We start from the raw sequence: 15,311 nt of genomic DNA on the forward strand, positions 1-15,311 counted from the left end.
TAATAACTCAGCTTATTGGTCGTCTTGTTCCGACTCTAATAAATCCTCTTCATCTAGCATATCTTCTTGTGGATCTTCTTGTAGCATCTCTTGTTGTTGCATTGCTTCTTCTGGATCTTGCATCGCTTGTTGTTCGGCTTGTTGTTCGGCTTGTTGTTTGGCTTGCATAGCTTGCTGCATAGCTTGTTGTTGTACTTGAAGCTTAGGCGCCATTTGCTGTTGATTAGCGTTGCTATTCACGCTTGCTCTTGAGATGCGCTGAGTTTCGCTGATCTGAATCGAATTAGATTGATTTGGTACTGATTGATTGTCAGCATTTATAGCTTCAGTCTCGAGTGTGGTAGCGGTAGTAGCATTTTGCATATCTGCTTGTGCAGTCTCAGCAGGTGCTGCCATGGCCAAGCTTGGGATAGTAAGTGCGGCACCAATAAGTAACGATAAAGGTAGGGTACGGTTTTTCATCAGTTGATTCCTCAGTTTGCATTCTTATAGTGTCAGCTTAAAGTATTTCAAACTTGACGCTTATTTACATGCTTTCGTTTATCGTAAATTAATTTAGTATTTTGAATATATATATTTAGTATATCTAACATTTAATGTGTAGATAAAATAAAATCATGACAACCGTATAGCGATTATCATGACCAATTTGAACGAAAAGCTTTATAAAATCATCTAATAAAACTCTAAGCAAGAGAATACCAACTAAGCCATTATTATTTCAGTAGTACATAGATTAAAAATCTAACAGACAAGCGCTCGCAGGTGACTTTGTGCAACTATTGTATTCTTATTGTCAGGTAAGAATATGAGCGTTGCTACCTTATCTTTAGGTATGTCGGTTACTAAATAAGCGCATGACCTACTGAGAGTCAAGCCTTTGTCCTGTAGAAAAAACTATTCGACGATGACATATCTACCAGTCGTAGGGTCGATAACGCGCTGCTGTAAGTCATTATCAGGGACACGGATAACTGGGAAAGTCTGGCTAATTTCTGTACTGTCGATTACCTCGGCATCTGCTGCTTCGCCAACGACGACAGTACGTCCAGCGTCTTCCACAGCAATGGCAGTACCGTTAGCCGTGTTGACACGTTTGATTTGATCCACGGGGGCGACGATTACTTCTTTTACCCGATACTTAGCGGGTCGAATAACACGAGTGGTTTCGATAATGACTGGCTCTACATTGCGCTCTTCAGTAATCGCAAGTTGTGCTTCTGGCGCGTCAGATTCAGTGACTTCAGCCATAATCGGTGTCGGGAATTTGGTGCTAAAATGATTGTCACACTGTTGCATACTTAGACGGACAGGATTGCCGTTTTTGTCCATATAAACGTTGACTGGCATATCAGCAGCGATGGGAACGTATTTTCCGACCAAGGCACCCGACACTCCGTATCGACCATTCGATTGTCCAACGCCTAAATCACAAGCGCCTGCTGCATAGTCGCTAGTATTCAAGTTATTGCTGTCAACGACATTCTGTGGAATCATAACATCAGATAAGCGCATCTTTTTGACAGAGGTTTCACCAGCTTGGCGTTTGGGATTTTGATACGTATAAGGGGTATAAAATTTGGCTGAGCCATCTTTGACAGCGGTGACGCACTCGTCGTAACTGTCGTAACCTACGTTGCCGTGAGTATCGGTCGTCATCCCAGCATTTGCATTACTGCCAATCATTGCCAGACCTGAGGTGATGACAGCGGCGGTCAATATATTCAATTTCATAGTTACTTCCTTTTAATTATAAATAGATGTGTTGTAGTCAGAATGGTGGCTTGCTTATAGGGCTTATTTTTATACTGAATCATTAGTGAAAGTCATTAGTGAAGTAATTCCTTACTTACTAAAATCACTTACTTAATAAATAACGTCATAGTTTCTAATTCAACGTTTCTGCCTTAATTTTTCTTTACTTTAACGTTTTTAATGCTACGTCAGTTGCTAATAGATGGCTGTGACATCAGGCTAAGAATGTGTAGCATAATGTATAAAAAAAGCGAAAACTGGCAACATTGTTCACCAAAAATGTACGTTATTATTATTTATTAACATCTGCTAAAAAATCATGGGAAATTTTACCTATTAAAAAACCGTACCCTGTTACCAAGATACGGTCAGTAAAACTTAAGACTTTATCACTCTATAATCTATAAAAGTCTAACCCTCGACTATTTCGAAGCTAAGACCTGCATGCGTTTCTAGGCGCGTTAGCAGTTTGTTGCCCATTGCAGATGCTGGCGTCCAAAACCCACCACAGACATCGTCTTTGCTAATATCTTGCGCTAAACACAAGGCCGCTTGTGCCAGCATGCGTGATGTACTGCCATAGCCAGGATCTTTGTCGCCCGTTACTTTGGTATTGATGGTGTCTTTATTGGCAGTTTGGCCAAAGAGACGAATATCGTAGTAACCATTATCTTGATCAGACTTTGACGGGCCAGAACCAGCTTTTGGTAGGACGTGCTTGGACAGGAGCTCGCGGCTTGGCTTAATCATCATCGCGGTGGCAAATCCTAACAGCCCAGCGCTCAGTGCATAGCTCGACAGCTTACCTTTTATGCCATCTGTCATCCACATGGCTTCGTCATATTTAAAATCACGTCCATATTCATAGCCGAGTAGTTGGTTACTGCGATGTACGATACGGGTATTGATGCTTGCCATCACAAAAGGAGCCAACCAGCGTTTGTGCTCACTGTCATATTCTGGCTTGCTGATATTGGCTTGGCGCACGCTAGGCACGTCTTTATCATCATTAAGCAGATAAGGGTTTGCCACTTGCTTACGACGTGATTTATCTTGTCCCACTTCTTCAAAGATGGTCGCCATCGAGGCAATCGTACCACCAGATAAACCCCCTTTTGCCGCTTTTACGCGCATGTGAATCACATCACAAGTGCTATCGAACTGAGATTCTGCCTGCTGCTGGGTAAAATAAACGCCCAAATCTGACGGGATAGAATCAAAACCACAGGAGTTGACGATACGAGCACCGCTTTGTTTGGCAGTTTCTTGATATTTGTCCATCATGTCTTTGATAAAGATAGCTTCACCGGTGAGATCGACATAGTCTGTACCATTTTCGGCGCAAGACTTGATCAACGGCTCACCATATTTTAGGTAAGGGCCGACGGTTGAGATAATGACTTGTGTTTGTTTGGTCATCTTATCAAGACTGGCAGCGTCCTTACTGTTGGCTATAATGATGTCTACTTTGTTCTCAAGCTTGGACTGTAATTCGTTAAGCTTGTCCTCGTCACGACCCGCTATCGCCCACGTGACGCTATCGCCGTTTTTATTTTTGGCATTATACAAAAAGCTTGTTAAATAATGGGCGGTGATTTGCCCAACGAAACTTGTCGCACCATATAAGACGATGGTGTAAGGACGCTGTTCGCTACCGGTCGGCTTATTATCATCTGCTGCATTGATAGTCTTCGAAGTATCCGTATTTGTAGCCATATTTATTATCCTTAATAAGTGTTTTTTATATGTGATCTCATACTGAATGGTAGAAATAAAAAATCATTTTTTATATGCCATTGACTCTATTCTAAGACATGTTAGCCGTAAGTAGAAACCCGTTAGTGTGAACTGTGATGGTTTATAGCAGACTATAAGAGGGAAATGCTAGGGATTGAGGGGTATTTTACTATCTCTACATATAAATCTCGAAAAGCCAAGCAAAAATGTCGGCACATTAAGATTTGCTACAAAGGTTACATAACCTACCGATATTATTACCAAAATGAACGTTTATCGGTGCGAAACATTGCTAATCTATGTTTGTAAGCAGTTATAGACAGTATTAAAAAAACAACAACTTAAAATGGATATTGGATGAGGTAAGGCAAGTATTAGTAACGGTCGTTTATAAGGTCTGTTATATGTGTCTTAGCATCTGATTTTTGATAATTATTGAGGAGAAATCTATGTTTCGTTGGGCTATTATTTTTGCCGTAATCGCACTTATCGCAAGTTTCCTAGGGTTTGGCGGTGTCGCTGGACTGTCTGCAAACTTCGCATACATTTTGCTAGCATTGGCTGTGATCTTGTTCATCGTCGCGTTTGTTAGTCGTAAAATGTAATGATATTTTGAACAAAATAAACGTTACTCAGTAATAAGAAAAAGTCCTCGATTGAGGACTTTTTTTATGGGGATTTTTTACTAAAGATATTGCTTGAATTGTTAAATACGTCTCTATATATAAAAGAGGCGAGCTAAATAATTATAAATGTTTGGGCTGAATAATATGTTCCATGCGTTTGGCCAAACGAATGTCAAGACTGGTAATACCACCCGTATCATGGGTCGTTAGACGCACATCTACGACGTTATAAGTGTTGTGCCATTCAGGATGATGTTCGAGTGCTTCGGCGTGAAATGCAACTTGGTTCATAAAGCTTATGGCTTCGATAAAGTCGTTAAATTTATAGCTCTTAATGATACCGTTGCCATCGCGCTGCCAGCCAGCCAAGTCTTCTAGCTGTAGATCAATTTGTTTGTCAGATAAACTACTCATAGCGGTCTCCTTTATTATTATGTTGGATTTACTGGTCGAGTATTCGCTAGCTTTTGGTTATTGGTAGACTTCTCCATTTTAGTAAATGCTATATGGATTTTATGATTAAAATAGGACAAAAAACCCACCTATATTCGATATCTTGTCAGATATTTAAGAATAAATATATGATTGTAGATAGCAAACAAATAGGAGGGTAGTGTGGCATCAATTATTGGATTTTAATAGAGCTAAAGGATGGTATTCGACTATACCAAATCTTGATACTCAGGGTGTTTGCTGATGTAAGAGGCGACAAACGAGCACTGTGGCACGACTTTTTTATCCTGTTCGCGCGCATAGTCTAGCGCATGTTTGACTAGACCTGAACCGACACCGCGCCCACCCAATTCTTGCGGTACGATAGTATGGTCATAGACGAGTTTTCCGTCGCGTTCTTGATAGCTGATATAGCCAGTGTGACCATTGATTGAGGTCTCAAAACGTTTGGCTTGTTCATCATGGACAATATCTAAGTGTTTTTTGTCAATATTATCGTTCATATAGCACTCCATTTTTTATAAGTTTTCGCATTATTAATGTTTGTATGAAATGACTTGTTTTTATAATTAGTTATTTCTTTATGTGAGTCATTGCCAATCTTTATTATGAGTCATTGCTCATAGATATAATAGATACTTACGAATGCTTATGGTAAATACAGATAGGCGAAATGTTACCGTTCATTCTTACAACATCTACTTGGCATAAAATAAGGCGTTTTGCACCACAGGCGGTAGATATTTACTTAAGCCGCGCATGATCGGTTCATCTTTTGGTTCGACAACATTATTTGCATGCGCTGGTAGATTAGATTGCGCTTGCAAATGTGCCTGCCATTCTTCTGCACTTGGTTTGCTAAAATGCTTGATACGACCTATTACTTGTTTGAATTGGCGACCAAACCGACCAGTGTTATAAGACAAGCCATACTTTTGGCAGATTACCTGTACTTGTGGCGCGATACGCGCGTAATGGCGAGCGGGCATATCAGGGAAGATATGGTGCTCGATCTGGTGTGACAAATTACCCGTTAAAAGATGAAACCATTTGCTACCTTGAATATTACTAGAGCCTAGGATTTGACGGACATACCAGTCACCTTTGCTTTCGTTAGCATCGAGATGGGTGTAGATATGCGCCTGTTCGGTAAAATGACCACAGAATATCACTGCCCACGTCCAGATATTGCGAGCGATATTGGCAGTGAGATTGCCGCTCAATGTACTTATGCCGCTACGACGCCCCATCGTTACTGCTGCTAAGGCTGGCAGGGCAATATAGTCTTTGCCCACTTGCCGACCGATTTTGGCAAATAAGGCGCGAGATTTTTGCTGCATGATGTTATGCAGATCAGGAGAGTCCGCATACTCATCGGTACTGATCTGAATATCATGAAAAGCAACTGCCCACTCAAATCCAAGTGCCAGTCCTGCGGTACTAAGCAAGTTGTAGCGATCTTCTGGCACCCAAGGCTGCTCGTCAGTCACTCGAATCAAATGATAACCGACGTCGTGATCGCGACCAACGATATTGGTATAAGTATGGTGCAGATAATTGTGCGAATGCTGCCATAGTGGGGCAGGACAAACGATGTCCCAATCAAACTGCTTACTATTCAGATGCGGATGCTGCATCCAGTCATATTGCCCGTGCATGACATTATGACCAAGCTCCATATTGTTTAAGATTTTGCTAAAACTTAATAAAGAAGTACCCAATAACCAAGTCGCCACTATACGTCGTCGTGATGACAGTCGACCTGCGACAGCCAGTAGACCACGTGCCAGCACTTCACTATAGACGACGGTGCTATAAACGCGCTGAATATAGCGAGCATCATCAGCACCCAGTGAGTCCATCACGCTCTGATACAGAGTGTTTAGCTCAGCAGCCAAGGCTTCTGTACGCGCTTTTGACAATTGCGAGCCGCTCAAGGTTGGATATAAACCTTGCTTTGGCGGTACAGTCGTTAATCCAGAAAATGTAGGCACGGCAGACTGTGCGGTGAACATAGAGGGTAATAAGCGCATAGATAGTCCTTGACCGAGACTGCTTAGGGTGTCAGACGACAGCGTCGGTCCAATGATTCTAGTGAGTTTTAGCATATAATATGCTAAAGCGTTAATCTATCGAAATCTGGTACAAGTTGCTGTATTTTAGTTAGTTTACCTAGGGCATGTCATCAATTAGCACATTGATACATTTAGTGGTCTTAAAATGGCTAAATTTTGCCAAACATCATCAGAAATCTTGTCAATATGTTCATATTTACGGCAATTTCTTCCTTGTTTGGCTGCAATTTTTCTCATTTTAAGCCTCACAATCTAAATGATGACACGCCCTAGGGCAGGTATTAATCAAACAGTAATAATGATAAGAATAATTAATGAGTGAGCGGGGCTTTATTTTTGGTTCACAAAATATTTTAAACGCTTTAAAACCGTTAAGAAGGCGGTACCAACACTGTAAGTCTATCTATAAAAAATATCTATGAGTCTCTATTAAAAATGGCCGCTCAATAGAAGCAACATGCTTTATACATCTAAAATAACTTCTGTCATTGGTATATTGATACAGGTCTGAATGGATTCATAACCATTGCTGCTCACTTTGCCCGTTTGGATATTTTTGACGACACCGCTTATTTTTTGGCAGCGACACAGCTGGCATATTCCTTGTCTACAGCCATAGCTCAGCCGTATGCCTGCTTGCTCAGCCCCTAAAAGCAACGTGGTGCGACTACTAAACTGCTGCTGTCGCCCGCGTAAATATACCGTTTGCGCTGCTATATCTGCCGTTTCGCTTGACTCACCTGTGCCAACGTTCATATCAGCATCGGTCAATGCCGTGCCAAAATGTTCGATAATCACGTTGTCTCGTAGAGAGTGCTTGTTAGTTAAGCTCTCCTCATCTGTTGGCGGGCTTAGTGTGTCAAGGGCGCGGTAAAGCCCTGCTAATAATGAGGATGAGCCGCAAGCGAATATCGTCGACTCTGCTAATGATAATGGTAGCAGTGATAAAGTATCAGCGTCTAAATGTCGCGTGCCTGCTAGCTGGCTACTGTGGTTACTTGGATCAGTGGTATTAACCATATAATAAGCAAAGTTGGGATAGGTGGTAGCTAGTCGTTGCCAGTACGCTTGAAAAGGCGCTCTTGCCAATGTCGAACGATAATAATATAACAAAGTAACGTGACGTCGTTGTGTCAATGCTTGAGTAATTAACCCTAACATTGGGGTAATACCGCTACCACCAGCGACAAATAAGAGGGGCGACTGCTCAGATTGTGGCAGTCCACTTTTTTGCTTGACTAATTTTTCTGATGTATCCGCTAAGGTAAAGTCACCGCTCGGAACGCTACTATTAAAGATCGAACCAAGTGGCGCTTGTCTGGTCAGATAGTCCGAAACCAGCCCTTGCGATTTGATAGCAATAGTGACGGTAGCATGTAGAGTGTTGCTAGCGCGATCCTCAGTATTATTGTCAGCGTTATTAGCAACACTATTGTCTACAAGGTTTTTAGTGAAAATAGCATCATGTAAATTTTTTGGCTGAGGAAACAGCCCAACCAGCGAGTAACTGCGCTGGTGATTGATGCCATCGATAGGTACGGTCAAATGAATATATTGACCACCTTGCCAGCTATCATTGACCGAAAATGCCTGTCGTTTGAACGCCTGATTGACTTCAAATTGCAGCGCAATCAATTCTTCATTGAGAACCTGCCGTGCCACAAGGCGAAGTTTGGGTGTGGTCAATGACCAAAACGGATGCAGGCGCGACCCAATAAAATCAACGAACGCGCGTTGGATAATCTCAGGGCGGTAGCCGGTCGTCATAGAATACCTTTTATCATATGCTTTTCAATCATTGTAAAGTCGTGCGTTTGACTGCTCGCCTAACTGCTTTTGCCGTTATTCTTATCAGCGTTTACACATATTAGAACAGACAAAAAGACTCTACAATTACTGAAATATTTTATTAAGAATATCTAACATCTTAACGGCTATTCATTAATTTTGCGAAAAATTTGCTGCAACTTTTTGTGGAGTTTATAAAACAGAAGCGTATCAGGGTGATATGATTATTGTTCAAATTAGGGCTTATACTGACTATTATAGGCTGCATTTAAGCAAATAATCTTGTGCTGATAGGCGTAAAAACTTGCGCTTATAGGTGCAAAAATACGAAATCAATGCCAAAGAGTGCTAAAGCCATCTACTAGCTTGCAGGGTATGCGCCACAATGCGATAATGGCCTATAATTTGTAACCCTGATTTTGAGGTGCAGCACGCTTGGCATCATTGCTAAGTATGATTTGCTTGCCTCTTCTATGCAGTCTATCGGAGTGTTAATGGCTCAATATATTTACACGATGAACAACGTGTCAAAACTTGTTCCACCTAAGCGTGAAATTCTAAAAAATATCAACCTATCGTTTTTTCCGGGTGCCAAAATCGGTGTACTCGGTATCAACGGCTCAGGTAAATCAACCTTGCTACGCATCATGGCAGGCGTGGATACAGAATTTAGTGGCGAAGCACGCGCGCAAACGGGCACCAAAATCGGCTATTTGCCGCAGGAACCACAGCTTGACGACAGCAAAGACGTACGTGGTAACGTCGAAGACGGCATGCGCGAAGCGTTAGATGCGCTCGCTCGTTTAGATGCTATCTATGCTGAATACGCTGAACCTGATGCAGATTTCGATAAACTTGCTGAAGAGCAAGGCAAAATGGAAGACATCATCCAAACATGGGATGCCCATAACTTAAGCACTCAGTTAGAAAAAGCCGCTGATGCCTTACGTCTGCCGCCATGGGATGCGGATGTTAGTAGACTGTCAGGTGGTGAAAAACGCCGTGTGGCGCTGTGTCGTTTGCTATTATCACGCCCTGATATGCTGTTACTTGACGAACCGACCAACCATTTGGACGCCGAATCTGTCGCATGGCTTGAGCAGTTCTTGCAGAACTACAGCGGTACTATCGTTGCCATTACCCATGATCGCTATTTCTTGGATAATGTCGCGCAGTGGATTTTGGAGCTTGACCGTGGCCATGGCTATCCGTACGAAGGCAACTATACTGAGTGGCTAGAGCAAAAGAACACGCGTCTAGAGCAGCAGAATAAGCAAGAAGAATCCTTTGCTAAAGCGCTGAAAAAAGAGCTTGAGTGGATTCGTAAAAACCAAAAAGGCCAACAAGCCAAGTCTAAATCTCGTGTACAACGCTTTGAAGAGCTGAACTCAACAGAGTTCCAGCAGCGCAACGAGACGGCTGAGATTTATATTCCACCTGGTCCACGTTTGGGTAACAAGGTTATTGAGATTAATGACATCTCTAAATCATTTGGCGATCGTTTGCTCTATGAAAACCTAAGTTTTAACGTCCCAGCAGGTGCTATCGTCGGTATTATTGGTCCAAATGGTGCGGGTAAAACCACGCTATTTAACATGATTACTGAACGTGATACGCCAGATACTGGAACCGTTGATTTGGGTGAAAGTGTCAAAGTGGCTTATGTTGGTCAGGTACGTGACAACTTAGACGATAGCAAAACCGTTTGGGAAGAAGTGTCTGACGGCCTCGACATCATCACTGTTGGTGAATATACCACGCCAAGTCGTGCTTATATCGGTCGCTTTAACTTTAAAGGTTCAGACCAGCAGAAGCATGTCGGGCAGTTATCTGGTGGTGAGCGTAACCGCTTGCAACTGGCGAAGACGCTAAAGCAGGGTGCGAACGTATTACTCCTCGATGAACCATCAAACGATTTGGATATCGAAACCTTGCGTGCGCTAGAGGATGCGATTCAAGTATTCCCAGGTACCGTCATGGTCGTGTCGCATGATCGCTGGTTCCTTGACCGTATCGCCACCCATATCTTGGCGTTCGAAGAAGAAGGCCCTGTTTGGTTCGATGGTAACTACTCTGAGTTTGAGACCTACCGTAAAAAGACCATGGGTGATGCTGCCACTCCTAAGCGTATGAAGTATAAGAAGATTACGAACTAATACGGCTGTTTAGTATATTGCAATCCAATAAAAAAGACCTCTAATCGTTAGAGGTCTTTTTTTGTGCTGCATTTACTTAAGATAACTGGTTATAAATTAACGCTTGCGCCCAAATTTACGCTGCTTTTTATTACTAATCTCAGTAATCGCATGGGTAATTTCCTCTTCGTCTAAGCTGGCGACTTGCTGCAAGATTTGCATCATATCAGGCGTTAGCACGTATTTGGCATGATGCGCAATGTCATGAATACGGTGGTCAAAGGTCAGTATGCCCGTTTCATCGTCCTTTTGTAGATAGTCAAGGCGAGTCAAAGCGCTAATAAAACTAGTAAATAAGGCGCGGTCAAAGAAGTCAGGAATGTCATCCGCATACAGCACAGACAAGCGCTGACCGAGCAAGTGGCACAGATCAACGACTTCGTTTTCAGTCAGGTTGCCAGAGCCTTGTTGAGCAAGGAGGGCAAGCGTCATAAAGTAACGCTCAAGGCTTTGCTCAACTGGCGTCGCAAGCACTTGTAGTTGCTGATAGCATTTGCTATTGGATTCGGGGACGCTAAGTACGCCATCACCCAACTCGACGATCAGTCCATGACTGAGCAGATTATCTACTTTTTTGTTGAGCGTTTCGGCTAAGCCATGTGCTGGATAATATAAAAACAGCTCACTTTGTAAAAATGGATATAATTGCTCGGCAATATTATCCAAACGACTGCGTTCGATACGTCCATTGCGCGCGACTAAAGCAGCTAGGAATGATAGCAGAATAAAGACATGCAAAATGTTATTACGGAAGTAGCTAAGCAGTGCTGCTTGCTTGTCTGCGACCTGAATGATGTCGCCTAAAATATGCGGAATACGTTCGATCAGTTTGAGCTTGACCCCATAATCGATAATCTGTTGCGGGCTCATATCAGTGATGACCGTATCCTCTGAATAAGCCAGCTGCTGAGCAAGACCTTGATAGAGCGCGATTTGCTCACGGCAGATATCTTCATCTAGTGCTGCTTTGGGAGCAGACAGAAGCACTAATGACAGTAACGATACGGGATTGACCACCGCAGCTTTATTGATATGCTGCATGATTTTTACACCGATGTTGTCGACCATGGCGCTGGTTTTGACATCGAGTGGGGTATCAGTGCGATCAGTCGGTAAGCTATTGGCTGCCACATCGAACTTTGTCATAAAGTCGCTAAGGTGAAGCGGTTTACCAAAACTTAGATGGACATTGCCAAAAATGCGCTCAATTTTACGACCAACTTTGAGTAAGCCGATTAAAGATTCAGACTCTTTTGGCTTGCCTTTTAGTTCACCCACATAAGTACCGCCTTCCATGATCCGCTCATAGCCGATGTAAGTTGGAATGAATACCACTGGCTTATTGGTTTGGCGTAACTGGCTGTGTACAGTCATCGCCAGCATGCCCATCTTTGGTGGTAGCAGACGTCCTGAGCGTGAGCGACCGCCCTCGATGAAGTATTCGATAGGCGTATTACGAGTAATAAGCGTATGCATATATTCGCGCAACACAGCGGTATAAAGCGCATTACCACGGAAGCTACGACGAATATAAAACGCCACCGCTCCGCGTAATAGTGGACCTAAGACGGGCACATCTAAGTTATCACCTGCTGCAACGTAAGGGATGCTCAGACCACGCTTGTAGATAACGTAAGACAGTAGCAGATAGTCGACATGACTACGATGACAAGGCACGTAGATGATTTCGTGATCTGTTGCCAGCTCGCGCACTCGCTCAAAATGATGGACTTCTACACCGTCATAAAGCTGTGTCCATAACCACGTCAAAAATCGATCAAAGACACGAATAATCGGGTAGGAGTAGTCATTCACCATTTCATTGGCATAGCCCTTCGCGAGGCTACGGGCGTCACGAACATTGATACCTGATGCTTCGGCCTCGGCTTCTATCGCATGCTTAATCGCTGGTGAATAAACCAGTTTATCGACCAAGTTGCGTCGATCTGATAAATCAGGACCGAGCATACTGGCGCGCTGCTTGTCTAGGTAGATTTTGAGCTGTTGTTGCAGCATGCGCACCATCTCACGATTGCCATCGGCAGCCGCGACCAACGCATAACTTGGTACGGTATCCGTCTCATTGGTGCCATCAGTAGTAGAATTGACTGAATCAGTGGCAACAGAATCAAAGACAGCTGGACCTTCTACGTGTCCTTTAAGATTGTCATTAATAAGGGTACGCAAGTCTTGCGGTGGATGGAACTGGACAAAGGTATCGCGTCCCATCACCCCAATATTAAATAACTGCTTGGTAATGCTGGGATCTTCCCAGTTATCAGCCGTTAAAAGCTTAAAGAGGGAGTCTTCTTTCTCAGGTGCGCGTCCCCACAATATAGATACTGGCACCAGACGCACTTTTAGCTCTGGATACTGTAAAACAGCAGACACCAAACGAGAAAGGCGCGGTGATAGCTGACTGTCTTTGGCATGGGGATGGTGCAAAAATATGATGGCCGCATTCTCTTTAATATTATGGGCGGCGTCATTTACCCCAACCAATGCTGGTGGCAGATTGTGCTCTTGCGTCTGCAAATCGATCAAAATACTGTTGGAGCGCGAATAATCTTGCAGCACATAAAATCTCAGCGTCTGATCGTCAGTATCAAACTCTGGCAACTCACCCAACAGCTTCGGCTTAACAGCGATATCGAGCAGTTGACCCGATACCTTGCGATATAGCTGATTGATGGGCGCATTCGAGTAAGGCTTAGTCGCAATTGCAGCGTCATCGGTTACTGCATCGCTGCCTGTCGCTGACTGGCTATCGGTCGCGACTGGCGCTTTAAAAATCCGTTTTTTTAGGAACTTATTCTTTAAGAAACTGGGTATCATAATGGATATCAAAATTAGTAAATTGTATTGCCCTCATGATGCCATAAAAGCCATCAAAGCGATATATTGTGTCTGTATATACTGCTAATATTAATACGATTTGGTGACCATTTCGAGAGTTAAATACCGGGTGAGATGCTTAATTATTTGAGGTATAAAGGCTTTAGCGCAATGACATAGTGGCGTAAACTACTACTAAATATCAAACTTTAGATCGCTATCGGTTGAATTGAGGACACGCCCTAATCTTTACTCTCACTTATTTCAATTACATAACCATAAGTTAAATACCTATGACTCCTGCTATCAAACTTGCCAAACAGCGCGGCCTTGATTATCAGCTGCACGAATATACTCACGACAGTAATGCCGCTTCTTATGGATTGGAAGCTGCCGAAAAACTGGGCATTCCATTAGCTCAAGTGTTTAAGACTTTGGTGGTAACCACTGACAATGGCTCACTGGCAGTGGCTATTTTGCCAGTGGACAAAATGCTGAGCTTCAAAAAAATGGCCAAAGCCTTATCGGCTCATAAATTGATAGCCTGCAAAAAAGTACAAATGGCAGACCCTAAGCAAGTCGAACGTAGTACAGGTTATGTACTGGGCGGGGTTAGTCCCCTTGGACAAAAGAAGCGCTTGACGACCGTCATTGATATGTCGGCTGAACAGCAGCCAACCATTTATGTGAGCGGCGGTCGCCGCGGGTTAGAAATCGAATTACCACCGACACAATTGGCTGCCACTCTTGAGGCCTGTTTTGCTGATATTACCGATGACTAATGGTTAAACTCAGACTTGATATGGACACTAAATTTTCACTCATTATTCACACTTCTTTAAGGATAGACTCATGCCGCATTTAACCATCCAAGTGACGCCTAACGTCAGTATTGCTCATGAAGAATCATTGCTCAAGTCGCTCAATAAAGTGCTATGGGACAGTGGTCAGTTCAAACAACAAACTGATATCAAAGCACGCATCCTACCCATCCAAACATTTCTGGTGGGTGTGGAAGATGATGAGCAGGCCAATGGATTTATTTACGCGCATCTAAAAATGATGACAGGACGCGATATTGCCGTTCGCAATCAGTTGGCAGAGCTATTGGTCGCAACGATAGAAAATCAATTGAGCGCCGCGCAATCGGGACGTTCAGCATTGCAGATATGCGTGGAAGTTGAAGAGATTAGTGCGGTCTATCATAAAAAATGCTTGGTGAATAGTATTAGTAATCAATATTTGCCGTGGGCTTTACCGTTACTCGTATTTTAATAAATCTACAAATACTCGCACAGTGGCTCGCTGGCATACTTAGGTAAGACAATCACTTCAACGCTATAACCTGCCGTTTGACCTTGGGTGGCCATCAGATTACGAGCAATGCGCAATCGATAAGTCCCCGTGACAGGCAAGCAGCCTTGATAAATGATACCGCCTTTGGTGCCATCTTGTGTGCCATTGGGCATATGCAGCACACCGACATTGGCAGTCTCAGGCGTACCAACGAGTGGCGCAATATTAATGATGGCATATTGCCAACTGTTGGTGTGAAAACGATACCAGTGCTCGTTTTCATTAGGCTTTAGCTGACCAGTTACCGTGCTACTGATAGCACCTTTAGCAAACTGAATAGGGGTGTCGCTACTTTTAGCCAACGCACTATTCGTGCTAACACCTATTAATGTGGCACTCAGCAACAGCGTTTTTATCACTCGTGTGGTTAATAAAGTGCTTTTGTTATTCATGGACAACATCATAGCCTCCTAACTGAGTTTGTCATCTATCTATTATTTCCAGATCTAGTATTCTCTGACTTTTAGTTAAGCATAAAAAAGCGCCTAAAT

Annotated in this window: 13 protein-coding genes; 4 read left to right on the forward strand and 9 right to left on the reverse strand. The window is 43.1% G+C overall.

Annotated features, from left to right (window positions below; genetic code table 11):
- Window positions 1-12: 12 nt before the first annotated feature.
- The 3 genes from JMY08_RS02000 to JMY08_RS02010 all read right to left on the reverse strand — a co-directional run bounded on the left by JMY08_RS02000 (window position 13) and on the right by JMY08_RS02010 (window position 3,471).
- Complete coding sequence (locus JMY08_RS02000) at window positions 13-462, reverse strand: hypothetical protein (RefSeq protein ID WP_201589481.1); 450 nt, start codon at window positions 460-462, stop codon at window positions 13-15.
- A gap of 435 nt (window positions 463-897) precedes the next feature.
- Window positions 898-1,734: a hypothetical protein gene (locus JMY08_RS02005; protein WP_201589484.1), complete on the reverse strand. Its 837-nt coding sequence runs from the start codon at window positions 1,732-1,734 to the stop codon at window positions 898-900.
- 432 nt (window positions 1,735-2,166) lie between these two features.
- Complete coding sequence (locus JMY08_RS02010; RefSeq protein WP_201589503.1) at window positions 2,167-3,471, reverse strand: saccharopine dehydrogenase family protein; 1,305 nt, start codon at window positions 3,469-3,471, stop codon at window positions 2,167-2,169.
- 470 nt (window positions 3,472-3,941) lie between these two features.
- On the opposite strand from JMY08_RS02010, the gene JMY08_RS02015 reads away from it, so the two are divergent.
- A complete protein-coding gene (locus JMY08_RS02015) occupies window positions 3,942-4,097 on the forward strand; it encodes a DUF1328 domain-containing protein (protein WP_010200882.1) in 156 nt (51 codons plus the stop codon).
- A 141-nt stretch (window positions 4,098-4,238) separates the two neighbouring features.
- Here JMY08_RS02015 and JMY08_RS02020 read toward each other — a convergent pair whose 3' ends face one another.
- The 4 genes from JMY08_RS02020 to JMY08_RS02035 all read right to left on the reverse strand — a co-directional run bounded on the left by JMY08_RS02020 (window position 4,239) and on the right by JMY08_RS02035 (window position 8,413).
- Window positions 4,239-4,532, reverse strand: a complete 294-nt coding sequence (locus JMY08_RS02020; protein ID WP_189583409.1) for a 4a-hydroxytetrahydrobiopterin dehydratase — start codon at window positions 4,530-4,532, stop codon at window positions 4,239-4,241.
- A 248-nt stretch (window positions 4,533-4,780) separates the two neighbouring features.
- Complete coding sequence (locus JMY08_RS02025; protein WP_189583406.1) at window positions 4,781-5,074, reverse strand: GNAT family N-acetyltransferase; 294 nt, start codon at window positions 5,072-5,074, stop codon at window positions 4,781-4,783.
- Between the two features lie 195 nt (window positions 5,075-5,269).
- A complete protein-coding gene (locus JMY08_RS02030) occupies window positions 5,270-6,679 on the reverse strand; it encodes a fatty acid desaturase family protein (RefSeq protein ID WP_227679565.1) in 1,410 nt (469 codons plus the stop codon).
- Window positions 6,680-7,108: 429 nt separating this feature from the next.
- The gene (locus tag JMY08_RS02035) at window positions 7,109-8,413 is read right to left on the reverse strand and encodes a flavin reductase family protein (protein ID WP_201589509.1); all 1,305 of its coding nucleotides are present in this window, start codon (window positions 8,411-8,413) and stop codon (window positions 7,109-7,111) included.
- 515 nt (window positions 8,414-8,928) lie between these two features.
- Here JMY08_RS02035 and ettA point away from each other — a divergent pair.
- Window positions 8,929-10,590, forward strand: a complete 1,662-nt coding sequence (gene ettA, locus JMY08_RS02040; RefSeq protein WP_189583397.1) for an energy-dependent translational throttle protein EttA — start codon at window positions 8,929-8,931, stop codon at window positions 10,588-10,590.
- A 96-nt stretch (window positions 10,591-10,686) separates the two neighbouring features.
- Here the strand turns inward: ettA and plsB are convergent, their stop codons facing one another.
- Window positions 10,687-13,464 carry a glycerol-3-phosphate 1-O-acyltransferase PlsB gene (gene plsB / locus JMY08_RS02045; protein WP_201589527.1) on the reverse strand — a complete coding sequence of 926 codons (2,778 nt, stop codon included), beginning with the start codon at window positions 13,462-13,464 and terminating at the stop codon, window positions 10,687-10,689.
- A gap of 293 nt (window positions 13,465-13,757) precedes the next feature.
- On the opposite strand from plsB, the gene ybaK reads away from it, so the two are divergent.
- Both ybaK and JMY08_RS02055 read left to right on the forward strand, forming a co-directional pair.
- Window positions 13,758-14,246, forward strand: coding sequence for a Cys-tRNA(Pro) deacylase (gene ybaK, locus JMY08_RS02050; RefSeq protein WP_201589540.1), 489 nt, complete (start codon window positions 13,758-13,760; stop codon window positions 14,244-14,246).
- Window positions 14,247-14,316: 70 nt separating this feature from the next.
- Window positions 14,317-14,739, forward strand: a complete 423-nt coding sequence (locus JMY08_RS02055) for a 5-carboxymethyl-2-hydroxymuconate Delta-isomerase (RefSeq protein ID WP_201589555.1) — start codon at window positions 14,317-14,319, stop codon at window positions 14,737-14,739.
- A 5-nt stretch (window positions 14,740-14,744) separates the two neighbouring features.
- Here the strand turns inward: JMY08_RS02055 and JMY08_RS02060 are convergent, their stop codons facing one another.
- Window positions 14,745-15,212, reverse strand: a complete 468-nt coding sequence (locus tag JMY08_RS02060) for a hypothetical protein (protein WP_227679566.1) — start codon at window positions 15,210-15,212, stop codon at window positions 14,745-14,747.
- Window positions 15,213-15,311 lie beyond the last annotated feature (99 nt).

The sequence above is a fragment of the Psychrobacter sp. Pi2-51 genome, assembly GCF_904846665.1.
Classification (GTDB): domain Bacteria; phylum Pseudomonadota; class Gammaproteobacteria; order Pseudomonadales; family Moraxellaceae; genus Psychrobacter; species Psychrobacter glaciei.